Genomic DNA, 26,410 nt, shown 5'->3' on the forward strand with positions numbered 1-26,410 from the left:
GGCTCAGTTTAACAGTAAGAAGAGATAAATACGTTACATGGTGAATAACGGTTCATTCAAACCACTTATTCACCATGACATCACCGTTATTGTTGAAGTGTATCTTCTTTGCCATACAGCGGTCGGTCGTCCGCCATATTCTCATGAGAAGGCGCACCTCCGGTCTGTTTAGCCTTTAGGCAGTTAGCCACATCGTCTCCGGGAAAGACACTCGACTGCCAGGTGGCGGTATAGCGCAAGCTAGCCTTAACACCATGCTCCTTGGTGAACTTCATCACCTCCTTGGCTCCCATAATGGCGACGGGGGATCGAGCAGCAATCCGCTCTGCCAGTGCTACTGCCATCGATTCAAGTTCACCCGCATCGGCAACCACACGAGACACAAAGCCCAGATGCTTAGCCTCGTCGCCCGATACGGTCCTGCAATCCATCAGCCAATCAGCTACTACCGCAGACGGTAGATTTGCCGTCAAACGCTGAACCGTTCCGAGGTCAGGCACAAAGCCAAAGTCCATTTCTAGTGGAGTGAATGCCGTCGCTGACTCTGCCAAACGAATATCTGCAGCACACACAACATCTAAGGCACCACCAATACACGCACCTTGAATAGCGGCAATGACGGGCAATCTCGTTTCTTCCAACGCGGATATAGCATCTTGTAGGGACAGTACGGTGCGCCTGAGGTGGTCTGCCTTTCTCGCCAACTCCAAGCCATCCCCCATGGCGGTTAAGCCTTGTAAGACCGCTAAGTCGATTCCCGAGCTAAACATTTTTCCCTCAGCGCGCAATAAAATACACCGCACTTCTGGTAGCCGTTCAGCAAGTTTTACCGCCTGAGGAAGATCATACCAAAATTCTCTAACGAGACAATTTCGCTTATCACTTCTATTCAGCACAATATGTGCTACAGCTGCATTTACTTCAAATCTAAAGCTAGAAAATTGTGTGGCATCGCTCATTTATATCAGTCCTTTTGGTAGGTTTCTCTAAGATTTTTTTTCAAAATTTTTCCATTTGCATTTCTTGGAATAACATCGCTGAAGATGATACGTTTTGGCGTTTTAAATCCAGCTAGTGCATTTTTAGAAAATGCTAAAATATCTTGCTCCGACACAGAATCAGACGACCTAACTACTACCGCAGTGACCATCTCGCCCCAGCGCTCATCTGGCAAGCCAATCACTGCCACATCATTAATGTCTGGGTGGGCCATCAAGGCACTTTCTACTTCAAGTGAGGACACATTTTCTCCACCTGAAATGATAAGGTCTTTCTTTCTATCCATGATGTAAAGAAATCCGTGATCATTGATAAAACCAACATCACCTGTATAGAGATAACCCTCTTGTACTGTCTCGTTAGTAGCGGCTTCGTTCTGCCAATAGCCACTCATGGTATGTTGGCAACTCACCCTTATTTCACCAGGCTGACCCGGTGTTAGCGGTACGCCTTGATCATCTACAATTTGTAAATGTGCACCTGGCACCGGCTTTCCCGCTGTACCGGCTAGAATCTTATTAGCAAAGAGTTGTTCATGGTCTGAGGATCCCAGTACCGTAATGACACTATGGGTTTCTGTCATACCGTATATTTGAAAAAAATCACATTGATAACGCGTTTTTGCATTTCTTAGCAACGTTTCCGTGATGGGTGAGGCACCGTACATAATTGTTTGTAATTGCTGTAAGGCCGCTGTATTTCGATCTCCGTTTTGACACGCCTGAATCATCGCTGGCACTAAGGCGACATGCACTACTTGTTTTGTGCAAATCATGTCTAGCACCGCGCTAGGATTAAAACTGCCGAGGAATCGCAGCGCTAAACCTCGACTTAATGCCAATAGCGTGACCATGATTCCGCCGACATGGAAAAGGGGTAATCCTTCATAAAATGAATCACCTCTTGCCAACGATACGTCTAAACACATCAACAACGACGAGAGCTGCCCCAAACAATTTTCTTCTGTGAGAACCACTCCCTTTGGCTTGCCACTGGTTCCCGAGGTATAAACTTGAAGATAAGGCCGACTAGCTTGGTAATGGTGATCAAAGTCAGCGGCTGTAAAGGTCCTAAGCCATGATAAAAATGGCTTATTCTCACTTTTTAGACCAGTGCCACCGCCCTCAAAAGTCATGCACTGAATTTCTTGTAGTCCATGTCCTTCTACTGCTGTTAAAGCTGACATCGCCTCGCTATCACAAACCAAAATCTTAGCCTGAGAATGGGTGATAACCCACATCATCTCAGCAGCCGACATACGTCGGTTGACCGGCACAATAACGGGGCCGCCAAGCAGGCCAGACAAAATCAGTACAATGGCTTCGTATCGGTTATCACTGGCCATGGCCACCCGATCAGAAGCCATTAATCCCGCTTGCCGAAATGCTGATACAGTTCGCAAAGCATCATCGAGCAGTTCTCTATAACTATATGAACCAATATCGTCGGTAACGGCGGTGGTGTCGGGAAAATACTGCGCGTGATACACAATGCCACTGTAGGCTCTTATTTTGTTCATTAAGCTGAACTCCCCTGTCATGGGTTTTAGTTAATATTTATAACGAGAAAAAACTAAACACAAAATTAATTGTGTTTAGTTTTATTTACATGCCTATTTTTTTACTCAAAAATTAAGCTTCAAATCCAAGCCATAGGTTTGTGGGGCACCGCGAATGTAGTAATCAAAACCAAATGCACCTTGAAGGTTGATAGCGTAAGTATCGTATTCTTTTGCTGCTAAGTTTTTACCCCAAACCGATACCGAATATGCATCGTCGGACGCTACCCATGACAGTCGACCATTGAACAACCAATACGCATCTTGTTTTAGCTCACCGTAGCCACCGTCACCGTTATAGGCGCTATACCATTGATCATCTTGAAAGTTAGCATTGAGATTAATGGTCAAATAGCCCGCATCTATTTCAAAAATGTCGTAGTCCGTTGAAATTGAATAATTCCAGGTGGGTGCAGATATCAAATTATTACCTGATAAATCGAGGTTATCTTCTTTATCAGCAACGGTTTCGGTATTCGACAATGAGAGCTCGGTAAACTCAGTATCGAGATAACCGACGTTTAAACTGAACGACAATGATTCAGTAATACCGGCCCATAATTCCGTTTCTGCACCTCGTATCCGTGAGCCCCCTGCGTTTTCTAAGAATGCAGAAACAAATACTTGGTTTATAAACTGCTGGTCTGTGTATTTATAATCAAATATGGCCGAGTTAATACGCACCTTGCCATCGTATGCCTCCGCTTTTATACCAATTTCAAAGGCATCTAAATATTCTGGTCTTGCGTAGGCTGTTTCAATTGGTCGTGGTTCATAGTACAAACCACCGTTAAATGAACCGCTTCGGTAGCCTCGGCTATAAGAGGCAAAAACCATAATGTCGTCATTAAATCTGTAATCAATACCCAATTTACCTGTAATTTCTTTTTCTGAGGTACTGAGCTGAGGCGCAGATTCAAGGGTATAAGGTCCCGTGGTGTAACCTGTATTGGCATACTCCAATGCCGAAAGAGGATCTTGCAGTATTGAAGTCAAACCTGTCACGGTTAATGGTGGAGCAAGAAAGGCGTCGTCTACGCCGCTGGTATTGCCTGGGGTCCATGAACCTCGGCCTTCGCCATCATAGCCAACCCTAGATACATTGAGATAGGTCAAGTCATTGGTATCGTTGGTATAACGAAGTCCCAAATCCACGCCCAAGTCATTGCTGATATCAAATCGGAATTGGCTGTACACAGCATAACTTTCTTTCTCTGTGCGCATCCTTTGATCAATAACGCCAAAGTCTAATAAGAAAGGGGCTAGCGGAATCAAGTCGGGGTCGGCAAGACCAATACGTAAGTCTATGAAATCGCCATATAGAGAATATAAATTATGAAGATAAAGATTTTGATAATCGTAGTAAACACCGGCAATGAAATTAACTGGGCCAGTTAGCTGGGTGGATATTCGGAAGTCTTGGCTAAAACCTACCGCATCTGAAGACCAAACATTCTCTACCATGTGCAGCGGAGAACCATCAATATCCATATCGTTGTAATAGTCATTGTCGCTGTACGCTGTTACCGATGTCAGCGTAAAGCTATCTGCTACGTAATTTAAGGTTAATACAGCTAAGTCTGAATTTGTGTCCAGTGTTCCCACTCTATTGGATTCGGTCTCATAAAAACCAAGCCCTCTCGAAGTACTATCGTAGCCGGTATAATCTATAAATCCTGAAGAATCACTTGATAAAGGCCCCAAAAAACTAATATCTACACGGGGCTCATTACGCGGTGTTGTTGCCAAAGCGTCATTTTCACCTTTTGTAAATTTAAACACGGCATTGATTCTATCGCTAATATCCGCTGAAACACTTAAGCGAAAGGCCCTAAAGTCTGTCTGGGTAGTATTTTGTGAATCTAATTTATTCTCTATATAGCCATCATCTTTCTTCATTACACCAGCAAAACGCACAGCAACTCGATCTGGTACTACAGTTGTTTCAAAACCAAATTCGGTAGTTTGGGCGTTATAATTTCCTACACCTAACTTTACAAACCCTTCTGCCTCATCTCCGATCTTTGGTGTTCGGGTAATAACATTGATAGCACCACCCGTGGTGTTTTTCCCATACAAAGTACCCTGTGGCCCCCGCAGGACTTCAAGCCTTTCGATGTCAAAAAAACTAGCGCCATGACTATATACAGGGGCCAGATATGCCTCGTCGATATACACGCCAATTGGGCTGGGTTGGTTGGCTGAGTAATCTGACATGCTGACACCACGAATAGAAAATATCGGCTGCACATCGCCAAAAGGGCCACTTACTTGCATATTCGGAACATAGGCGCCCAAGTCAACCGCGTTATCTAAACCAAACTTTTCCATTTGATTACTGTTCATACCGGTTACAGCGATAGGTACATCTTGGGTACTTTGGCTGCGTTTCTGGGCGGTTACGATAACTTCTTCTAACATGATATTTCCACTGGCCGCAACAGCATGATTTGCCATTAAACACAATGTGCTAACACCAACAGAATTTCTTATAGCTGAGCGTACGGGGGCACTCAAAACTTTCGTTATCATCTTCTTGTACTCTATCTTGTTATTAGTAATACGGACTGATTTAGAGAAAAAAATTGTTATAAAATTAGGTGGCCACTTTAATAACAGCGCCTTCAAGTATATTGGTGACATCAATCTGACAAGCTAAACGTTGACCCTCGACAATGTCATCACTCACAAACTCCAGAATACCTAGCTCTGCATCACTTACTTGTTCTAGATTCATAGCAGCTGAATTTTCAATAATGACGCAACAGGTTCCACAGGAGCATGCACCACCACAATCACCATCTATTCCTGCAATATCATTGGCTTTTGCTAGCTCCATCAAACTAATACCAGCCATGCCACTGACAATTTTTCTAATGCCTGTTTGTTCATAGAAAGTTAATGTTACTTTCTCTTGAATAAGTTGTTTCGACGTAGACGTCATATTTTTATATCCCACGATCAAAGTGTGTATTTAAATTTAATCAAAATTGTTAAATCGAAATACCAATCATAAGGTGGGCTTTTTATTGGATATATAATTTATTGGCCGTTTTTTACTTTGCCATTATTTCAGCCATTTTATTTTTATCAATTTCTAATACATCGCCGCCACCCGAATGAAATCTTCGCCAAGCAACTTGTATTTCATTCTGTTCGCTAGTCACAAAGGGATGATTTCTAGGATGGTAGCCTTTTTTGAAAACAGGTAACGCGCTACGCACAAATCTACCGAGCATGGTCATACAAAAAGTTAGTTTTTTTAGCCCTTTTAATGGGTTTCTCCACCAACCTTCCACGCGACTCATATGTAGATAGGTACGAATGGTTTCTGATGCAATATGCATTAAGGCCAATGAGACCATATATTTTCTATACCATTCATCGACACCATATAGTGCTTGATACACGTCAAAGGCAACTGACCCATGCTCTACTTCTTCAACTTGGTGCCACATCCAAATTGCCCGCATAGTTGGATCGCTATCCGCAAACCATTTTTCGTAATTATCAAGAATGATCATACCGCCCAAAAATGTGAACGTTTCATAACCAGCAGTAAAACCCAGCATTTTTTTAAGATCATCTTCTTTAGCATGTTTTGTGAAATATTGTTTCGCTTCGTTATCTAAGCGTTTAACCTCGGGGTAACGTTCACTTAACCAACGGTTTACATCTACAAAATTTCTAGCGTGATGCGCTTCTTGACCAATAATTGCTGACACATCTTTACGTAATTTATCATCCTGGATATAAGGCTTTGCTTTTGATAATGACTTGACTAGATAACGCTCAAAATAAGGCACATGCACACCAAGAGCATTCACGAACATTGAAAATTCAGGTAGTGTTCTGCTCCACAAGGGGTCTTGATATTCAACATTATTAACATCAAAGGTTAAATTTCTGACTGGAAAGTCATCCATTGGATGTTCTGGTATTGCACTCATCGCAATCTCCTCACTGCTAACCGTTAACAAATATTGGGGTATACATGTCTAGCTATCCAAACTGATAACTTATGACCAAGCCTCTTTAAATCCACCACCACCAAGAATGGATTGACCGCCATCACAAACAACGACTTCACCGGTAAAATTATCTCCTGCACTGGAGCATAAGAAGATGGCTGTATCAGCAACTTCTTCAATTTTTGCGTATCGACCAAGTGGTATATGCTTCATATATCTTTCTTCATGCTCTTTTGTCGGTGTTAGTCGGCGCATACCCTCGGTTTCGCCAACGGCACCAGGCGCAATGGCATTTACTCTGATGCTCTTGCTTCCCCACTCAATAGCCAGCACCTTGGTTAATGCTTCTATTCCTGCCTTGGCTGCACACACATGAGCCTGCCCCACCATGGGTGTAAACGCTTGTACAGCTGAAATATTTATCATTGCTGCACCCTTTTTATTAACAAAATCGAATGCCGCACGGCAGACATTAAATGTGCCAACTAAATCAATATCGACGACAGTTTTAAATCCATTAGAGGTCAATTGCTCTGCAGGTGAGACAAAATTTCCTGCCGCTCCAGAAATAACATTATCAATATCGCCAAATTTTTCTGAGCACGTACGTGCAGCTTGGTATATTGCGTCATAGTCTCTTACATCTGCACTGAAGCCATCTGCTTCAATTCCCATTTCTGTAAGTCTAGATATCGCTGCTACTACTTTGTCTTGACTACGGCTAACGACAAAAATTTTTGAACCCAGCTTCCCCATTGCTTCCGCGATACCCAGATTTATTCCACTGGTGCCACCTACAACAAATGTTGTCTGTCCACTAAATAAATCTTCTTTAAATACAGTCATAATGATCTCTTTATATTTATAAAATTTTATCCACGCATTAATTTAATAATTAATCGCCCCAACATGCCGTAAGGCGGATAAAGTAATTTAATACCTGTGAAACTTCCAAACCCACGCTGACTAAATATTGCTTTCATATGAGAGAAAGTTTTAAATCCTTCTTCCCCATGATATGCGCCGAAACCACTCCCACCCACACCACCAAATGGTTGTGATGGCTGTAAATATTGCAACATGACATCATTTACTGTCATTCCGCCTGCAACGACTTTTTCTGCCAGTTTATTTTTCGACTCAGTAGAATCTGTAAAATGGTAAATAGCGAGTGGTCGCGACCTTTCATTAACAAATTGAATTGCCTCATCTAATCCATTCACTTCTATAATCGGCAAAATGGGACCAAATATTTCTTCCTTCATTACCTTGCTGTCGAGACTAGGATTAAAGATTAAAGTGAAGGGGAACTTACGATGCTTACGGTGTTGATCAGTAAAATCTTCTAACTGCAGTATTTCTGCCCCCTTGTTTCTTGCATCATCGACAAGATCTTGAAGGCGATTAAAGTGTGATTGATTAATAATTGAGGTGTAATCCATCGACATTGCACCGCAGGGAAATAAACTGCGGTAATGTCGTGAGGACCATACTCTAAAATCGTTAATGGCCCCTTTGGGAATTAATGCATAATCTGGTGCTGCACAGGTTTGACCTGCATTGTATGTTTTGCCCCATAAGATGCGGTGGCATGCTTCTCCCAAGAAATAATCTTCTTCAATAACAACGGGATTTTTTCCACCCAGCTCAAGAGTCACAGGCGTTAAGTTATGCGCAGCAGCGGACATCACTTTCTTACCGATCGCGGTAGAGCCTGTAAATAACAAATGGTCAAAGGGGAGTGATGCAAATTCTGCCGCAACTGTGGCATCACCACCAACGACAACAACCTCACTGTCATCAAAAACTTGTGCCAATATTGTTCTTAATATCACCTCTGTCTTTGGGGTAAGTTCAGAGACTTTAATAAGGCAGCGGTTGCCAGCAGCTAAAGCAGCAGCAAGTGGGCTTATTGCCAAATTTACCGGATAATTCCAAGGTACCATTACCCCAACAACGCCTAAGGCCTGAGGCATAACTCGATTTTGACCTGGTAAAAACCACATTGACGTACTACGTAGTTTTGGACGCATCCATTTGTGCAAATGCGACACAGCGTAATCTATATTGGCTACCGTATTTGCTATTTCAGATATCCGCGTTTCTTCTATAGCACGATGACCAAAGTAAGCGCTTAATGCATTAATAATGGCATTTCTATTTTCATCTAATAAGATCGCCATTTTCTTCAGTTTTTCTTTTCGCTCTGAAAAACTAAACGCACCTTTGGTGTTGTAGGCCGCTTTTACACGATTAAATGCAAGCTGCAATTCTGAATTGCTCAACAATTCTAAATTATCTATACCCTCTACCGCTCTATCATGCGTATTCATTGCCTTATTTCTCATCTTTGGCTTGAGCACGCCACATGACGATGGCCGCATATATCAAAGTAACCGAACCCAAGAGCGCTGGAAGAAATGCAGCGGCTCCTGCTAAGCTAGCCTCTCCCAATCTATTTGCTTCTAAGGTCACCCCACGATTGGGTGCAAACATTCCAAAAATGTAAAATGCAAAGTTGCACCATATTGCGATTGCTGTGCCCATAAACACACGGTATGACGCCGACTCTTCTAATACGACCGCTCGCATGGCAGCACCAATGGCAATCGCCATAATGGCATTCATCAACATCCCAACGTGCACGGTGCGCCACCCAGCAATGCTGCCTGGGAGATCAAATTCAATCAGTATTGGTACTGGACTAAGCGACATGCCACCGATCATTGAAAATATCAGTAAAAATCCTGCTACCAATGCCACAATCAGTGCGAGAAAACCCTGCTTAATAAGACGCCCGCTGTAATACGCTTGCATGCAACTGCCCTTTTGTTTAGTTTTATTTAGATTGATTACCCACTACCAGCTAGGTCTGCCAATAAATTACGCTGTGAGTTATTGTTCGTACGCATTCATCAGTGACTATCATATGGGTAATTTGGGCTAGAAAACCCCATCAAATGTACGGCTTACAACAATACCGTTGTGATCTACACTCTGTATTAAGCTTTTACCCGAACAGCACCGGAAAATATAATAAAATGAACAAAAACAATGATTTAGGAAATGGTTTAAGCACCTTCTATCGAAGGGCTGGGGTATTGGAGAGTAAGTTACGCGCACCTTTTATAAAAACCCCACCCCTACAAAGAGAAGCGCTGGGAAAGTTAAAGGATGAATTTTCTTGCTCAGGTGGTTTACTAACCATTGTTGCGCCAGCAGGTTCTGGTAAAACCACATTAATGGCTGACCTTGCCACCACGGAATTGGCACACTCGACCTTGGTTTTATGGATTAACCTAGATGATGACGATAATGAACCCTCAATTTTTGCCAAATATCTTATTTCAGTCTTGTACCCTTTAGATCGGGCAGCAGCAGAAAAAGAGCTCTCTATGATCAACGCAAATCCCTCACGGGATTATGATGCCTTGTTGTCTACCGTTGTTACTCGACTTACATCTTCATCTCTGCCAGTTATTTTATTTGTCGATGATTTTCAAACTATCACCCACCCTAGCATTATAAAATTCTGGAACAGAGTGGTTTTACACGCGCCTAGCTCAATGAAAATTGTTATTTCAAGTCGCTCTTGCCTCCCGATTGATTTAAGTCGAAAACGGGTTGCTGGAACCCTCTATGAAGTTGAGCAGACCAATTTAAATCTAAGTGTTGGCGAAATTATTCACTATATGCTCCACCATCACACCATAGATTTAGATTTAGAATATGCAGAAATTCTTTACGACACCACTGAAGGTTGGTTAGCTGGATTACAACTAGCTGCCCTTGCTATTACTAAATCCAATAAAGATACCGGCGAGGTTATTCGCAGTTTCACTGGACGAGATAAAGATCTCGCCGATTACTTACTTCACACAGTTCTGAAAGGACAATCTGAACATGATCGCAACTTTCTGTTACTAACAAGTCCGCTATCCAGAATGTGCGCACCGCTCTGCAACTATGTTATGAATATAACAAGTAGCGATGAAACCTTAGTATTACTAGAACAAACTAACCATTTTATTGTTCCAGAAGATCGCAATAGAAATTGGTATCGATATCATCATCTTTTTGGTGATTTTCTTAAGAATGAATTACTTAAACGACAACCTGGAAAATTTGAAGCTATTTGTGCTGCTGCAGCAGCATGGTGGCAAAGTAATGGTAATTTAACCGAGGCTATTCAATATACATTGCTTTCAAATAACTATGTCAAAGCTGCCGCATTGATTGCCGAACATGCACCAGAAGTCGCTCAGTGTTTTGGTGATCATCACACCATTTTAGATTGGTTAAGGCGCTTACCAGAGGCTTACCACACCTCTCGCCCCGAAGTGTTATTAAACCACGCATGGTCCCGCGCTTTTTCAAGAGACCTCACCAAGGCGCAGGCTTTGTCTAAACAGGTGTTAGAGGGCCTGGATAAACCAGACCAATATGGCTGGTCACTCACTAATGAAGAAATTTCTGAATTTCGATCTCTGGCAAAAACCGTTAGCGCCATTGCTGTAACCTGTACCGATGAATTAAGAGACGGTATAAAACAGTGTGATGATTTATTGGTAGAAATTAACCCCACACAGTCGTTTATTACTGCCTCATTATATAATTGCCAAAGTTATGCCATGTACGCCTTGCGCAACCATGATGCCTCCATCAAGCTTGCCGCAGAAGCTTATAACTTTGGAATGCAAGCAGGGTCAAGTTACGCCTTGGTATGGGCTGATTTTCTAGCTGGCTTATCAAAAATTGAACAGGGAAAGATAAGCTCTGCTCGCGAGAGCGCGGAGCGCGCACTCCTGAATGCGGGCCTTAATAAAAAGGCCAATAGCTACCTTTACGCAATGGCTGAAATAATTAATTCAGAAATCTGTATCCAACAATGTAATTTCAATGAAATTGAAAATAATGCCAAATTCGGTAAGATTTTTTCTTCAGCATTTGGGCCGCTAGAGCCCCTGCTGGTTTCGCTTAGAAATGACGCTCGGCGCGAAGCATGGTGTGGTCAACTTGGTAATGCCATTAAAATATTAAAACAAGGTCAAGATACGGCCCTGGGTACAAATCAACCTCGACTTTACTATTCTTTAATTGCAGAAGAAATTGAAATTTTACTACGCTGCGATGATTTGAGTGCCGCCTTAGAAACCTGTAAGAGAACAAATTTCTTAGATATTAATGAATCGGTTTTACCTAGTGATGCTTTAGCCATTGTAAGGGAAACTGTGAGAATTGCAGATGCCAGAATCAAAGTATCTCAAGGAAAATATCTCGATGCATTGAAAATTATAAACACCTTGCTAAACACGATAAAAGCTAAAAAAACGACTCGCACCTATACAACACAGTCTTTAACAGCACTAAAGGCTATTACACTTTGGAAACTGAACCGTAAAAAAGAGGCGGCAAGAGAGCTTGATAAATGCATCAACACCTCTGCCCCCGAAAATCACGCCTACCCAATTGTTAGTGCCGGCGATACAGTATTAGAAATACTCTACGACATTCAATCTCAGAAGAATACTGTACGACTCAGTAATGCACCTTCAATCAATCAAGTTTTTGAATCACGTCTTATTAATATATTAAAAGGTGAGGTTGTTAAAAGTATAGAAATCGATTCTGATAATAAATCGGTAGACACTTTTGCAGAAAACGAGTCTCTGACAAAGCGTGAAATCGAAATACTCCGCTTGGTTGGCTCTGGCTTAGCCAACACACAATTAGCGCAAGAACTTATTATTTCTGAATCTACGGTTAAATGGCATCTTCATAATATTTACGAAAAAATTGGCGTAAAGAGTAGAACCGCAGCGGCTGCGAAAGCACACTCATTACGGTTGATGTAAGAAAATATTTAATTTTTATCGGCAATACCCAGTTTTCGATATAGGGATCTAAGGCTAATACCCGCAATATCTGCCGCCTTATTTTTGTCTCCATCGCAAGCTAATAGCAATTCTTGTAAGTACGCTATTTCCTGACTTTTTAGGTCTAGCCACTCCGGCGCTGCGGTTTTCTCACGTCCCTTTTCACGATCACTCAAACAACGGTCAATCACCTTCACATCAATGACATTGGACGGTGAAAAAATGATTGCACGCTCCAGCACATTCCGCAGCTCTCTAATATTTCCAGGAAAGGGGTATTCACTCAACTCGGCGAGCGCAGAGGAGGTTAACTGATATTTTTTGTTTGAACACAATTTTGCCAATATTGATTTAGCAATTAGGCCAATATCTTCGCGGCGCTCTCGCAATGCCGGCAAGACGATTGGGAAGGCATTAACACGGTAATAAAGGTCTTCACGGAATTCGCCCTTCTCCACTTGCTCAGCCAAGTTCTTATGTGTCGCCGATACTAGACGAAAGTCGGCACGCTTTAGCTGTGTGCTGCCAACTGCTCGATAACTTCCGGTTTCTATAAGCCGCAATAATTTGACCTGCATGCCCAATGGAACGTCACCAATTTCGTCGAGAAACAAGGTGCCACCTTCTACACTCTCCAGCAAACCTGGCTTATTGCTGGTCGCACCGGTAAATGCCCCTTTTACATGACCAAATAATTCACTTTCAAATAAGGTTTCGGTTAATCCCGCGCATTCCACCGTTAACATAGGCTTGCTGTGGCGCAAGCTCGCCTCATGGATTGCGATGGCAGCCAATTCCTTTCCCGTTCCCGATTCCCCCATTAGCAGCACCGATGTATCGTGATCGGCAACAAGGTTGATCAATTCAATAAGGCTGTTAAATTTTGTACTGCGGCCTACCATCGTCCGGCTATTCGATGTCGCGCTGGCAATCGTTACGCGTTTTAATATCTCAACAAAATACTTTAAATTACCGCCGCTATCGCGGATCGGCAGCATTTCTACATCGACATATTCTTTACCTCTTGGGGTATTATGAATATGAAGCACCCGCTCTTTATTCCCAGAGCTTTTACAAGCGATTAGCGGACAGCTTTCACCCGCTTGGTCACAGGGAACGCGGTAGCCATGTGATACTTCAAAGCACCGAGACTGACGATCGGGGTTTATTTCGCCAAAGGTTTCTCGGTACTGTTCATTACTCGCCAATATTTCATAGTCCGCTGACACAAGGATGGCGGGATCACTATAACCATCCAGCATGATGGCTAATTCTCTATTGGTATCACTCGCTATTAGCTGCATTTCACTTTGCCATTTCTGTCAAAACCGTTTGTCAATAATGGCAATATATGTCTTTGTTTTCGAGTGTTATTTTCATCTCTTTTTCCAAAACTATAAAATAAGCATTATAAATCAATAAGTTAAATAAATTCACAGGCCGCTAATTAGCCATGGCATACCCGTTGCAATTCATATAGCGAAACCTCTACCGCGACGTATGCGGATGCACTTGGAATGGCATAATTACTGGGAATTTATGTATGACCTTTGACCCCTTTGTACTGGCGCGCATTCAATTTGCCACCAACATTAGTTTCCACATCCTTTTTCCCGCTATCTCCATTGGCTTGGCGTGGATCCTTTTATTTTTCCGACTTCGTTATACCGCCACGGGAGACAAAGCATGGGAACACGCCTATCAATTCTGGGTAAAAGTCTTTGCGCTGACCTTTGCCATGGGGGTTGTCTCTGGAATCACCATGAGCTTTCAGTTTGGCACTAACTGGCCCGGCTTTATGGATAAGGCCGGCAATGTAGCTGGGCCATTGTTGGGTTATGAAGTGCTCAGTGCCTTTTTTCTAGAGGCCTCGTTTCTTGGCATTATGTTATTTGGTAAAGACCGTGTTTCAAACCGACTCCACTTAATAAGTACTTTTTTAGTCACTTTTGGAACCACTCTTTCGGCATTTTGGATATTAAGTCTTAACTCCTGGATGCAAACACCAACCGGCTACTATCTAGAAGATGGCGTGGTCATGGTAGAGAGTTGGATGAAGGTGATTTTCAATCCATCATTTCCCTACCGTTTCTTTCACATGCTAATAGCCTCTTTGCTTACCAGTGCATTTTTAGTGGCGGGCATCAGCGCGTGGCGGGCATTAAAGAATGTTGATGGTCCCGCAACGTGGAAAGTGATGAAAACCGGTGTTGTCATGGCTGCGGTACTCGCGCCTATTCAAATTTTTATCGGTGATCTACACGGCTTAAACACCTTAGAACACCAACCCGCAAAAGTAGCTGCGATGGAAGCCATCTGGGAGACCGAAGAAGCGGTGCCGTTTACCATTTTTGCCCTACCTGATGAAGAAACTCGCAGCAATCGCTTTGCTGTTGAGGTGCCCTATGCCGGCAGCCTAATTTTAACCCACGAACTAAACGGAAAAGTTCAGGGCTTAAATGAATTTGAAGGTGAGCACCCCCCTGTTGCGATTGTGTTTTGGTCCTTTAGAGTCATGCTCGCCATGGGTGGCTTGATGTTACTCACCGCGTGGGCAAGTGCATGGCAATTTCGTGGCAAGGGCAAACCCAATAAAACCATGTTACATGTTTTATCGGCGATGGCTTTCTCTGGCTGGATAGCCATTTTAGCAGGCTGGTACGTCACCGAGATTGGCCGCCAACCGTGGATTGTATCTGGCGTGTTAACCGTTAACGACGTTGCCGCTGACCACAGTAGTGCCACGCTGGCAGGCACGTTATTTGGCTACATACTGCTATACCTATTCCTATTGGCATCTTATATAGCTGCGCTGCGCCATATGTCTAATAAGCCAGCAACGTCGTTATCAATGCTATCCATTCCATCTCATCACCGTTCACCAGTCACTGCTGTCGACAGCAATAAGGAGCTATAAATCATGGAATATTGGTTACCCATTATTTATATGGGCATCATGGGCTTAGCGCTTTTAATCTACGTCATGCTCGATGGCTACGACCTCGGCGTTGGCCTGATGCTTCCGCTAGCTGAGGAAGATGAAAAAGACATCATGATCGCCTCAATCGGGCCGTTTTGGGATGCCAACGAAACATGGATTGTGCTTGGTGTGGGCGTTTTATTAATTGCCTTCCCCCTAGCCCACGGCATTATTCTCACCTCATTGTATTTACCTGTCACCATTATGCTTATGGGCTTAATGCTACGTGGAGTTGCTTTTGATTTACGGGTTAAAGCCGGCGACCAACATCGCGGGCGTTGGAATAAAGCCTTTTTTGCCGGCTCACTTATTGCGTCAATGGCACAAGGTTGGATGCTGGGTGCTTATGTCACAGGGCTGCAACACTCCACAACAAGCTTATTATTTTCTGCCTTAATTGCCATGACCTTACCTGCCCTGTATTTGATATTGGGTTGTGGTTGGCTATTAATGAAAACTGAAGGCGCACTATTAGAAAAAGCAATCTCTTGGGCGCGCATGGCTATTTGGCCAATGGGCCTAGGCTTATTTATGGTGTCTATTGCGACCCCTCTCGTTAGCCCCACCATTGCTGAAAAGTGGTTCACTCTGCCTTACACCATTTTACTGCTACCCATTCCCCTCAGCTGCCTGCTTTGTTATGGCGCTATTATTTATTTACTGAGCAAACCCAAACTTTTAACCCATGGCTATGGTTGGATTATTTATGTTGCCACCGCCGTTATTTGTCTAATGGCCAGCTTAGGCCTGGCCTACAGTATTTTCCCAGACATTATCATTGGTGAAATGACCATTTGGGATGCAGCAGCCTCAGTCAAATCGCTGCAATTTACCCTGGTGGGGATTGTTATCACCTTGCCAGTTATTTTGTTTTACACCTTTTTTATGTATCGCATTTTTCACGGCAAGGCGACTGCCTTGTCTTATGAATAAGGGAGTCATGTCATGAACAAACCAAGCTATAGCGTAGACCTGTCAGTTAAGCCAGTAGTGGTGCCTTTCTTTGACGAGCCCACTAATACATTTTCTTATGTTGTTAAAGACCCTAGCAGCAATGCCTGTGCGGTGGTCGATTCGGTTATGGAAATTGATTATGCATCAGGGAGACTAAGCCTCAATGGTGCAGACAATATTATTGACTACATTCGCAAACAACAATTAGATCTGCAGTGGATTATTGAAACTCACGTCCACGCTGATCACTTATCAGCCGCACCCTATATTCAAGAAAAGTTGGGCGGAAAAATTGGTATTGGTGCCGAGATCAGCGTTGTTCAAACCACCTTCGGAAAAATATTTAACGAGGGGACAGACTTTAGCCGAGACGGCTCTCAGTTCGATCAATTATTTCAAGATGGCGACGCTTACTCGGTAGGAAATATGCTTTGCCACGCGCTACATACCCCGGGACACACACCCGCTTGTATGACCCACATTATGGGTGATGCCGGTTTTGTCGGCGACACCTTATTTATGCCTGATGGTGGCAGTGCCCGCGCTGACTTTCCCGGTGGCGACGCTAAAACTTTATACCAGTCCATTCAAAGAATCCTCGCTCTTCCAGACGAGCTGCGCTTGTTTATGTGTCACGACTATATGCCCAATGGCAGAGAAGTCGAATATCAAACCACCGTAAAACAAGAACGTGAAGACAATATTCACGTGCACCAGGGCATTAGCGAAGGTGAATTTGTTGCCATGCGGGAACAGCGTGATGCAACGCTGGGTATGCCTAGATTGATCTTGCCTTCGCTACAAATAAATATGCGCGCTGGCCACCTTCCCAATCCTGACAGCAATGAGGTGGTCTACCTAAAACTGCCACTCAATTTACTTTAAATATCGATATTCCACATGCCGGGAGCGAGTATGAATATTAAAGATTTAAGCCCAAATTTAACTGTATCGGAACAGTTATTAGTCAGCGATGTTAGTGAACTGGAAAAACGTGGTGTGCGTACCATAATTTGTAATCGTCCCGAGGGCGAAGGTGTAGACCAAACACCCTTTGCCGACATCCAAAATGCAGCTAAAGAGCATGACATTGAATGTCATTATTTACCCGTGATCGCAGGGAAGGTTAGGGATGAAGAGGCCGCTGCCTTTGGCGAGTTACTCAAAACTGCTAATTATTCTGTTCATGCATACTGTCGCAGCGGAATGCGCTCTACGACGTTATGGGCACTAAGCCAAGCAGGGCAACAGCCGTTGGCAAATATTGTTGCCTCCGCAAAGGCGGCCGGTTATGACATGAGTGGCGTAGCGACACGTATTGCCGGCACTAGCGGTGAAATACACAAACTAGATTGCTATGACGTGGTTATTGTTGGTGGCGGCGCTGCGGGTATATCCACAGCGTCGAGTTTACTAGCACGAGATAATAGTTTATCAATCGCAATTATTGAGCCCGCAGAAAAACACTATTATCAACCCGGATGGACAATGGTGGGCGCTGGTGTTTTTACGCCACAGCAAACTAAACGAGAAATGAGTGCGTTAATTCCTAAAGGCGCTAAATGGATTAAAGCTGCTGCCGCGGCTTTTGATCCCGAAAAGAATACCGTGGTCCTCGAAGGCTGCCTGCTCATAAAGTATGCCCGTCTAGTTGTTGCCCCAGGTATTAAACTTAACTGGGAAGGCATAGAGGGGCTTAGTGAAACACTGGGTAAAAATGGAGTTACCTCTAACTACCATTATGATCTTGCACCTTATACTTGGGAGTTAGTTCAAAACTTACAGGGTGGACGCGCCCTATTTACCCAACCCCCTATGCCAATCAAATGTGCAGGGGCGCCACAAAAAGCCATGTATCTGTCCAGTGACTACTGGTTTAAAAATGATTGTATCGACAACATTGATATTGAGTTTTACAACGCCGGTGCGGTCTTATTTGGCGTAGCAGATTACTTGCCCGCTTTAGAGCAGTATGTGGCTAAATACAAAGCCTCACTCAATTTTAACCATAAGCTTGTTAAGATTGATGGCGATAAAAAAACCGCTTATTTCGAAATAACGAATACCGAAGGGCAGCCAGAAATCATCAGCCGTGAATTTGATATGATTCATGTTTGTCCACCGCAAGTTGCACCTGACTTCATTCGCAGCAGTCCATTAGTCGACGATGCCGGATGGGTGGATGTCGATCCAAACACCCTTCGTCACAAACGCTTTGCCAATATTTGGTCCCTAGGCGATGTGGCTAACTCGCCCAACGCCAAAACAATGGCCGCAGTGCGGGTTCAAGCGCCCATTGTTGCCACCAATATCCTTGCCGACATAAAGGGTGAACAACACCTTGCTCATTATAATGGCTACGGTTCCTGCCCGCTTACGGTGGAGCGCGGAAAAATCGTGCTGGCTGAATTTGGCTACGGTGGCAAACTGCTCCCCAGCTTACCCAAGTGGTTAATCAATGGCACCAAGCCATCACGAGCAGCGTGGTTTTTAAAAGAAAAAATGCTGCCCTTTATTTATTGGCAAGGCATGCTCAAGGGCAAAGAATGGTTGGTCTCACCCAAAGTGAGCAATGATTCATAAGGGAGCCACTCTTTGAAAACGTCAGAGATAAAACGCTATTTTCCGATTCTTGATTGGTCTCGGGATTACAATAAGGACACGCTTTTTAGCGACCTGCTAGCAGCGCTTATTGTGACCATTATGCTAATCCCGCAGTCGCTAGCGTATGCCTTGCTAGCAGGATTACCTGCCGAAGTTGGCTTATATGCAAGTATGTTGCCCTTAGTGGCCTATGCCATTTTTGGCACCAGCCGCACCTTATCTGTTGGCCCAGTAGCCGTGGTATCTCTAATGACCGCCTCGGCCATCGGTCATATCGCATCTATCGGTAGTGTTAATTATCTTGAAGCGGCCTTACTTTTAGCTTTTTTATCTGGTGTGTTTTTGCTGGGTATGGGGCTATTACGCATGGGGTTTTTGGCTAACTTTTTATCTCATCCCGTGATCTCCGGTTTTATTACGGCCTCAGGAATAATCATTGCCTTTAGCCAGCTCAAACACATTCTGGGAATACACGCTGAAGGGGAAAACCTATTTCATCTCCTACAATCTTTGTTTAACAACCTAAGCCATATCAATTTGGCAACGGTCGCCGTGGGTCTACCCGCATTAGTTTTTTTGTTCTGGGTAAGAAACGGATTAAAACCCATTTTAATGAATATGGGGCTAGGTGATAAAAGCGCATCGATGCTAGCAAAAACCGGCCCCGTGTTAGCCATTGTCGCAACCAGCTTTGCTGCCTATAGCTTTGATCTTGGCGACAAATCTGTGGCCTTAGTGGGACACGTTCCCAACGGTTTACCCAGTTTTCACTTGCCGGTATTGGGACACGAAGCATGGCGCGAGCTTATGATGTCGGCCATCTTTATCTCTATTATCGGCTTTGTAGAGTCTGTTTCGGTTGGCCACACTCTCGCCGCCAAACGCCGCCAACGTATAGTGCCAAATCAAGAATTAATAGGTTTGGGGGCCGCCAATATCGCGGCGTCTGTTTCAGGGGGGTATCCCGTCACTGGCGGCTTTGCACGGTCCGTGGTTAATTTTGATGCTGGCGCTGTTACACCCGCTGCAGGATTTTTTACCGCCATTGGCATTGCCTTAGCTGCACTATTTTTTACGCCATACCTTGCCTATCTACCCAAAGCGACACTGGCGGCCACCATCATTGTTGCCGTTCTCACCTTAATCGATTTCTCTATTCTCAAGAAAACTTGGGGCTATGCACGCAGTGATTTTGTAGCTGTGTTAACTACCCTTGTCGTTACCTTAGCTTTAGGCGTTGAGACCGGCGTAGCCTGTGGGGTGCTGGCGTCTTTAGCCCTGCACCTTTATAAAACCTCGGTTCCCCATATGGCTATTGTGGGAGAAGTGCCAGGCACCGAACATTATAGAAATATTAATCGCCACACCGTCATTACCCATGATGAAATTTTATCACTACGTATTGATGAGAGTCTTTACTTTGCCAACGCAGGTTTTATAGAAGACAAAATCTATGAGTTGCTTGAACGAAGACCTGATGTACAACACATTATTTTAATGTGCACTGCCGTTAATGAAATAGACCTCAGTGCACTTGAAGCCTTGGAATCCATAAACCACCGACTGCAGGATAGTGGAATTACGCTTCACCTATCTGAAGTAAAAGGTCCGGTAATGGACGTACTCAATAAAACCGATTTTATTACTCATTTGAGTGGCAATATATTTTTATCACATCATTTGGGAATAAACAGAATTCTCGAGCAATATGCTGAGAAGAGCCAATCAAGCAATGATTGGAATATATAGCAATCGACAACAACATTTATAAGATTTTAAATTTAAACAACGATCAAAAAAAGGAAGATACTCATGACCATTAGACTGAATGATATTGCGCCTAACTTTACTGTTGACTCTACCGCAGGTGAGCTAACGCTTCACGATTGGATTGGCGATAGTTATGCTATTTTATTTTCACACCCAAAAGATTTTACTCCGGTATGTACCACTGAGTTTGGTGCTGTTGCGCAACTTTCCCCCGAGTTCAGCAAACGTAACACCAAAGTTATGGGTGTCTCAGTAGACACCGTTGAAGAGCACGTAAAATGGAAACGCGATATAGCTGCTTTTTCTGGCTCACCGGCTGATTTTCCGATTATTGATGACACCTCTTTAGCAGTATCTAAATTATACCAAATGCTACCTGCAGATGCTTATCTTCCAGACTGACGCTCACCTGCTGATAGTGCCACCGTAAGAACCGTATTTATTATTGGCCCTGACAAAAAAGTGCGCCTTACTATGTCCTATCCCATGTCTGTGGGACGAAATTTCGCCGAAATACTTCGGGCCCTGGATGCGATTCAAATTACCGACGGTGCGCCTATTGCGACCCCTGCCAACTGGGTTCCAGGACAAGATGTTATAGCCGCATTAAGTCTAAGCGATGAGCAAGCCAAAGAGACCTTTGGCGAGGTTAATATTGAACTGCCTTATCTTCGTTTTGTAAAACCAATTGAGAAGTAGTCATCTTTTACCTTACATCCTACACTCCGCTCCTGTGTAGGATGTAAGGTGTTTTTAAAATTCTATTTATTCTACGCCAGCCGACGACGACACCGAATAAAGAAAGACTCAGGCCACCTAATGAAAAACTTATTACCACGATATCCCAGAGTGGCCGACGCTCCCATAACCAAATAAAATCCCAAGAGTGTAAACCGTTATATAGCCAGCGATATGCTCGATTTATCGAGGTACTTTTATTCAACAACTTACCGCTGCTCATATCTATATGAAACCACGTATTGGCATCATCATTAAATACGACTCTTAATACCGGCAAGGGTTTTCCACCGCGCTCTGGATGACGGCTAAAGTAGTAATTATCGTAACGGCTAAGTACGGTGTAGTGCGCCGGTGTTTCATTACTCATTAAATTACCCGCTAGCTCCTTGATGCACGACAACTCTGGCGCAGGCAATTCTTCACCTGTACTGCTCAGGCGCTGCTGTTCTCCATCTTTATGCCAAACTTGATAGAGTGGGACACCGTCAAAGTAATGCATTTCTGCTTGTACGGTAATCCTCCCTTTTTTAAGACCGTCAAACTGATCGTTTAAGATCTGCTATCAGGCTCAGTTTAATATTCGATCAATGGAAAAGATTGTGGCGATTAACTATTAAAAATAAAATTATTGCAGCTAAGGAACTGAAGCACCTAACTCGGTTAGGGTTTTCGCTGTCCACATTAAAGGTATACCAATAATCGATGAGTAGTCTTCACAGTTGATAGCCTCAAACAGGCTAATACCTAATGCCTCAAGTCGATAAGAACCGCAACTATACAATGGTTCATCAATATCGATATAACGTGATATTTGAGCATCACTTAAGGCTCTCATTTTCATTATTGCAATACAGCTGTGTAGGTATTCTTGACCATTAGCAATAATAGCAAGCGAAGTTATGAGTTGGTGCTCATTACCAGACAGCGTTGATAATTGTTCGAATGCTTTTTCTTTAGTTTTTGGCTTGCTTAATATTTCACCCTTAAAACTAGCAACTTGATCACCGCCAATCACAATCGCATTTTCGTTAGATGCGCTGATATTACGTGCTTTTAATAAGGATAATTTGCGCGACAACTCGATATGATCGAGGCCTTTGGCTTTTAGGCTATCCTCATCCACATCTGGAGAAGCCGTTGAAAATGGGATGTTAAGTCTTTCCAATTGTTGTTTTCGATAAATCGATGTACTGGCAAGAATAATTTTTTTCATAACGTGTTATTCATTCCGCTCACTTCGCCGTAGGCACCTTTGTCTATACCTTCATAAACTTTGACCATCACATCACATTTATGCTCTTTTGCTATCAGCCCTGCCAGATAAGTAGCAATATTTTCAACCGTGCTTTCCATCGGCATGATAAACACTGTGTGACTGGGCAAGATGATAACAAATTTTCCCTGCTGCGCGGTGTAGGTCAGTCGCTTATGAGTAATACCATCTATCTGAAATTCTTCAACTATATGACTTTCTGTCGCTAATCATTTTTTGCAGATATTCAGCGTAATATAAACTATTAGCTATTGAAAGGTGTGCACGAGGACTGTTTTATAATTTTTTACGGTCTTTCTAGAATATATACTGTAATTTATGCTTTAGGATAATTATATTTGGCTCATGTCAAAAAAATAACCTATGCAATATTAATCATAACGCAGTCTAATAAAGCTAAAGTATATTTTTTATCAAATTAATAAATGTTTTATTCAACTGTAACTGACTTTGCCAAATTTCTGGGTTGGTCTACATCTGTACCTTTTAGTATTGCTACATGATAAGAAAGTAATTGTAGCGGTATGGTGTAGATTATTGGCGCTATAACATCATCCACATGGGGAAGCTCAATAATATCCATCCCTTTTGCGGTTTTAAATCCAGCGGCTTTATCGCAGAATACAAACAATTGTCCGCCGCGAGCTTGCACTTCTTCTAGGTTGGATTTTAATTTTTCTAGTAATTCATCATTGGGGGCAACAGCTATCACCGGCATATCTGCGTCTACTAAAGCGAGTGGTCCATGCTTTAATTCGCCGGCCGGATAGCTTTCTGCGTGGATATAAGATATTTCTTTTAGCTTTAAAGCGCCTTCCATTGCGACCGGCCATTGTGCACCACGCCCTAAAAATAAGGCATGATGTTTTTCTGCAAATGCATTAGACATTTTTTTAATATTTAAATTTAATTCTAATGTTTCTGATAATAAATCCGGCAACGCATTTAAGGCTTTAACGATATCTTTTTCTTCATTTTCGGTCATATCATGGTGGCGACCTAGGGCAACCGTTAGAAACAGTAAAGCAACAAGTTGAGTTGTGAATGCTTTGGTAGATGCAACGCCTATTTCTGGACCGGCTTCTGTCATTAAGTATAAATCTGACTCTCTGACTAAGGAGCTTTGAGCAACGTTACACACCGTTAATGACGCAGAATAACCCAGTGTTTTTGCAAGTCGTAATGCCGCAAGTGTATCTGCTGTTTCACCCGACTGTGAGATTGTTACAAATAAAGTGTTGTCTTGAACTTTGAATTTACGATATCTAAATTCACTGGCTACTTCAACTCGGCAGGGCACACCTGCGAGCCCTTCTATCCAGTATTTTGCAACCATGCCTGCATGATAGCTTGTGCCGCAGGCTACTATTTGTACTGACGAAATATCTTTAAGAATTTGTCCTGCACGTGAGCCCATGGCTTCTATTAATATATTTTTACTTCCTAACCTTCCTGCCAGTGATCGACGTATTACACTGGGTTGCTCATATATTTCTTTGAGCATGTAATGACGATAATGACCTTTATCTACCGATTCTGCTGCGGAATCAATTTGGGTTATGTCCCTTGTTACCGCATTAAATTCTGCATTTAGGATTGTATAGTTGTCTGGTGAAATCTCTGCTATATCACCCTCTTCTAAGTATACAAATCTATCTGTTACTTGCCGCAATGCAAGTTGATCAGAAGCTATAAAGTTTTCACCAATACCGATGCCAATAACTAATGGGCTGCCTTTTCGCGCACATATTATTTTCTCTGGTTCTGCTGCATGTATAACCGCTAAACCATAAGCACCCTGTAAGTCACCAATGGTTTTCTTAAGCGCTGCCATTAAATCTTGTTGTTCTTGATAATAATAATGTAATAGATGGACTATTGTTTCGGTGTCTGTTTGTGAATTAAATTGATACCCAAGTTCTTTTAGTCGTTGTCTGAGCTCTTCGTGATTTTCTATTATGCCGTTGTGAACTAATGCAATATCACCAGAAATATGTGGGTGTGCATTTTCTTCTGATGGTTGCCCATGGGTAGCCCAGCGGGTGTGGGCTATACCAACTCGGCCGAGTAATGGACTGCTTGTAAGTTCTTCTGAAAGTTTTTCAACTTTACCGACTCGCTTCCGGTTTTCAATTTTTCCATTGGGGGCAATAATCGCCATACCTGCAGAGTCGTATCCGCGATATTCTAGGCGGCGCAAACCTTCTAAAAGAATTCCAGAAACTTCACGTTGCGCTACTGCACCTACAATGCCACACATATTGCTTACCCTTTACAATTAAGTATTACGCTTTTATGAGCGTGAATTTTTTTCTGGCCGAATCCAGTTTTTAATATTACGTTGTTTTGCTCGGGCAACTGCAAGATCACCTTCGGCAATATCACCCGTTATGGTTGATCCTGCACCAATCGTTGCTGTTTTACCTACATGCACTGGAGCGACTAAGGCGGTATTCGAGCCAACAAATGCATTATCATCAATGACTGTATTAAATTTGTTCACACCATCGTAATTACAGGTAATAGTTCCCGCCCCTATATTTACGTCTTTACCTATGTCTGCATCACCGATATAGCTTAAATGACTTACTTTGCTATTTTCTCTGATATTTGCTTTTTTGGTTTCTACAAAATTTCCTATTTTTACGCCGCTTGCCAATACACTGCCGGGCCGTATTCTAGCAAAAGGGCCAACCGTACACTGCTCTGCGATAACTGCGCCTTCAATAACGGTATTTGTTTTTACTTCACAATGACTCGCAATTGTTGAATTAATGATATGGCAATTCGGGCCTATATGAACGCCATCTGCAAGTTGAACATCACCTTCGAATATGCAATTTACATCGATAGTGACATCTTCACCCACCTGTAAAGTACCTCTTACATCGATACGGTTTGCATCTGCCAATGTTGCGCCACTAGCCATTAACTCTTCTGCTACCGTCAGCTGATAATAGCGTTCTAATTGCTGTAATTGTTGACGATTATTTGCACCCTGCACTTCCATTGGATGACTAGCATGGCATACCGCTATATCAACATCATCACCCACTGCCATAGAGACGATATCGGTAAGGTAGTACTCACTTTGGGCATTATTATCTTTCAGCTGTGGTAACCATCGCTTCAGGTTAACCGCCGATGTGCACATTATGCCGGTATTAACTTCTTTAATGTCTAGCTCTGTTGGACTCGCGTCCTTTTGCTCGGTAATAGACACTACCTTGCCATCGCTATTGCGAATGATACGGCCATAACCTGTAGGGTCGGTTAAATTGACCGTTAATAATGTTAGCGCAGTGTCTGAGCCCGTATTAAGCATACGCTGTAAGGTGTCTTCTGATATTAAGGGAACATCACCGTAAAGAATAAGCACTTTGCTTTGCTCTGCAATGGCAGGTAGTGCCTGATTAACAGCGTGGCCTGTTCCTAGTTGTTCTGCCTGTATCGCCCATTGTACCTTTGGATTGCTGATGCTGGTTTTTACTTTATCAGCACCGTGGCCAATAACGATGTGGATATTGTCTGCTGATATCTTCTCTGTGGTATCCACCACATGTTGCAACATGCTTTTACCAGCGATGTTATGGAGTACTTTGGGCAGTTTGGAGCGCATTCTGCTTCCCTGACCCGCGGCCAGAATCACTACGTCTAGCGTCATTATAGAACCTTTATCTATTG

General features: G+C 43.1%; 22 protein-coding genes. 8 read left to right on the forward strand and 14 right to left on the reverse strand.

Annotated features, from left to right (window positions below):
- Nucleotides 1-86: 86 nt before the first annotated feature.
- The 8 genes from AELLOGFF_RS13545 to AELLOGFF_RS13580 form a co-directional block, all read right to left on the reverse strand.
- Entirely contained in the window at nucleotides 87-959 is an 873-nt protein-coding gene (locus AELLOGFF_RS13545) for an enoyl-CoA hydratase-related protein (RefSeq protein ID WP_159269441.1), read from the reverse strand.
- A gap of 5 nt (nucleotides 960-964) precedes the next feature.
- Nucleotides 965-2,518: an AMP-binding protein gene (locus AELLOGFF_RS13550; RefSeq protein WP_159269442.1), complete on the reverse strand. Its 1,554-nt coding sequence runs from the start codon at nucleotides 2,516-2,518 to the stop codon at nucleotides 965-967.
- 105 nt (nucleotides 2,519-2,623) lie between these two features.
- Complete coding sequence (locus tag AELLOGFF_RS13555; RefSeq protein ID WP_159269443.1) at nucleotides 2,624-5,089, reverse strand: TonB-dependent receptor; 2,466 nt, start codon at nucleotides 5,087-5,089, stop codon at nucleotides 2,624-2,626.
- Nucleotides 5,090-5,153: 64 nt separating this feature from the next.
- The gene (locus AELLOGFF_RS13560) at nucleotides 5,154-5,501 is read right to left on the reverse strand and encodes a 2Fe-2S iron-sulfur cluster-binding protein (RefSeq protein ID WP_159269444.1); all 348 of its coding nucleotides are present in this window, start codon (nucleotides 5,499-5,501) and stop codon (nucleotides 5,154-5,156) included.
- 112 nt (nucleotides 5,502-5,613) lie between these two features.
- Nucleotides 5,614-6,507, reverse strand: coding sequence for a metal-dependent hydrolase (locus AELLOGFF_RS13565; RefSeq protein ID WP_159269445.1), 894 nt, complete (start codon nucleotides 6,505-6,507; stop codon nucleotides 5,614-5,616).
- A gap of 69 nt (nucleotides 6,508-6,576) precedes the next feature.
- Nucleotides 6,577-7,374 (reverse strand): SDR family oxidoreductase, encoded by a 798-nt coding sequence (locus AELLOGFF_RS13570; RefSeq protein ID WP_235035686.1) that lies wholly within the window; start codon nucleotides 7,372-7,374, stop codon nucleotides 6,577-6,579.
- Nucleotides 7,375-7,400: 26 nt separating this feature from the next.
- Entirely contained in the window at nucleotides 7,401-8,861 is a 1,461-nt protein-coding gene (locus AELLOGFF_RS13575; protein ID WP_159269446.1) for an aldehyde dehydrogenase family protein, read from the reverse strand.
- A 4-nt stretch (nucleotides 8,862-8,865) separates the two neighbouring features.
- A complete protein-coding gene (locus AELLOGFF_RS13580; protein ID WP_159269447.1) occupies nucleotides 8,866-9,345 on the reverse strand; it encodes a hypothetical protein in 480 nt (159 codons plus the stop codon).
- 224 nt (nucleotides 9,346-9,569) lie between these two features.
- Here AELLOGFF_RS13580 and AELLOGFF_RS13585 point away from each other — a divergent pair, with 224 nt between their 5' ends.
- Nucleotides 9,570-12,383, forward strand: coding sequence for a LuxR C-terminal-related transcriptional regulator (locus tag AELLOGFF_RS13585; protein ID WP_159269448.1), 2,814 nt, complete (start codon nucleotides 9,570-9,572; stop codon nucleotides 12,381-12,383).
- A gap of 8 nt (nucleotides 12,384-12,391) precedes the next feature.
- Here the strand turns inward: AELLOGFF_RS13585 and AELLOGFF_RS13590 are convergent, their stop codons facing one another.
- A complete protein-coding gene (locus tag AELLOGFF_RS13590; RefSeq protein ID WP_200842732.1) occupies nucleotides 12,392-13,708 on the reverse strand; it encodes a sigma-54 interaction domain-containing protein in 1,317 nt (438 codons plus the stop codon).
- 239 nt (nucleotides 13,709-13,947) lie between these two features.
- On the opposite strand from AELLOGFF_RS13590, the gene AELLOGFF_RS13595 reads away from it, so the two are divergent.
- From AELLOGFF_RS13595 to AELLOGFF_RS18230, 7 genes are all read left to right on the forward strand, one after another.
- The gene (locus AELLOGFF_RS13595; RefSeq protein WP_159269449.1) at nucleotides 13,948-15,321 is read left to right on the forward strand and encodes a cytochrome ubiquinol oxidase subunit I; all 1,374 of its coding nucleotides are present in this window, start codon (nucleotides 13,948-13,950) and stop codon (nucleotides 15,319-15,321) included.
- Nucleotides 15,322-15,324: 3 nt separating this feature from the next.
- The gene (locus AELLOGFF_RS13600; protein ID WP_159269450.1) at nucleotides 15,325-16,317 is read left to right on the forward strand and encodes a cytochrome d ubiquinol oxidase subunit II; all 993 of its coding nucleotides are present in this window, start codon (nucleotides 15,325-15,327) and stop codon (nucleotides 16,315-16,317) included.
- Nucleotides 16,318-16,329: 12 nt separating this feature from the next.
- Nucleotides 16,330-17,223 (forward strand): MBL fold metallo-hydrolase, encoded by an 894-nt coding sequence (locus AELLOGFF_RS13605; RefSeq protein WP_159269451.1) that lies wholly within the window; start codon nucleotides 16,330-16,332, stop codon nucleotides 17,221-17,223.
- Between the two features lie 30 nt (nucleotides 17,224-17,253).
- The gene (locus AELLOGFF_RS13610) at nucleotides 17,254-18,921 is read left to right on the forward strand and encodes a bifunctional protein tyrosine phosphatase family protein/NAD(P)/FAD-dependent oxidoreductase (protein WP_159269452.1); all 1,668 of its coding nucleotides are present in this window, start codon (nucleotides 17,254-17,256) and stop codon (nucleotides 18,919-18,921) included.
- Nucleotides 18,922-18,933: 12 nt separating this feature from the next.
- The gene (locus AELLOGFF_RS13615) at nucleotides 18,934-20,691 is read left to right on the forward strand and encodes a SulP family inorganic anion transporter (RefSeq protein WP_159269453.1); all 1,758 of its coding nucleotides are present in this window, start codon (nucleotides 18,934-18,936) and stop codon (nucleotides 20,689-20,691) included.
- Nucleotides 20,692-20,754: 63 nt separating this feature from the next.
- Nucleotides 20,755-21,114, forward strand: a complete 360-nt coding sequence (locus AELLOGFF_RS18225; RefSeq protein WP_419183925.1) for a redoxin domain-containing protein — start codon at nucleotides 20,755-20,757, stop codon at nucleotides 21,112-21,114.
- Between the two features lie 72 nt (nucleotides 21,115-21,186).
- Nucleotides 21,187-21,411, forward strand: a complete 225-nt coding sequence (locus AELLOGFF_RS18230) for a hypothetical protein (protein ID WP_419183926.1) — start codon at nucleotides 21,187-21,189, stop codon at nucleotides 21,409-21,411.
- 19 nt (nucleotides 21,412-21,430) lie between these two features.
- Here AELLOGFF_RS18230 and AELLOGFF_RS13625 read toward each other — a convergent pair whose 3' ends face one another.
- From AELLOGFF_RS13625 to glmU, 5 genes are all read right to left on the reverse strand, one after another.
- Nucleotides 21,431-21,952 carry a hypothetical protein gene (locus AELLOGFF_RS13625; protein WP_159269454.1) on the reverse strand — a complete coding sequence of 174 codons (522 nt, stop codon included), beginning with the start codon at nucleotides 21,950-21,952 and terminating at the stop codon, nucleotides 21,431-21,433.
- A gap of 135 nt (nucleotides 21,953-22,087) precedes the next feature.
- Complete coding sequence (locus AELLOGFF_RS13630) at nucleotides 22,088-22,666, reverse strand: Maf family protein (RefSeq protein WP_159269455.1); 579 nt, start codon at nucleotides 22,664-22,666, stop codon at nucleotides 22,088-22,090.
- On the reverse strand, nucleotides 22,663-22,812 hold the full coding sequence (locus tag AELLOGFF_RS13635) for a hypothetical protein (protein WP_159269456.1): 150 nt from the start codon (nucleotides 22,810-22,812) through the stop codon (nucleotides 22,663-22,665). The genes AELLOGFF_RS13630 and AELLOGFF_RS13635 overlap by 4 nt, the downstream gene beginning before the upstream one ends.
- A gap of 344 nt (nucleotides 22,813-23,156) precedes the next feature.
- Nucleotides 23,157-24,986, reverse strand: a complete 1,830-nt coding sequence (gene glmS, locus AELLOGFF_RS13640; protein ID WP_159269457.1) for a glutamine--fructose-6-phosphate transaminase (isomerizing) — start codon at nucleotides 24,984-24,986, stop codon at nucleotides 23,157-23,159.
- Nucleotides 24,987-25,019: 33 nt separating this feature from the next.
- A complete protein-coding gene (glmU, locus tag AELLOGFF_RS13645) occupies nucleotides 25,020-26,390 on the reverse strand; it encodes a bifunctional UDP-N-acetylglucosamine diphosphorylase/glucosamine-1-phosphate N-acetyltransferase GlmU (protein WP_200842733.1) in 1,371 nt (456 codons plus the stop codon).
- Nucleotides 26,391-26,410: the final 20 nt, after the last annotated feature.

Origin of the sequence: Zhongshania aliphaticivorans (assembly GCF_902705875.1) — a bacterium.
In the GTDB taxonomy this organism is placed as follows: domain Bacteria; phylum Pseudomonadota; class Gammaproteobacteria; order Pseudomonadales; family Spongiibacteraceae; genus Spongiibacter; species Spongiibacter aliphaticivorans_A.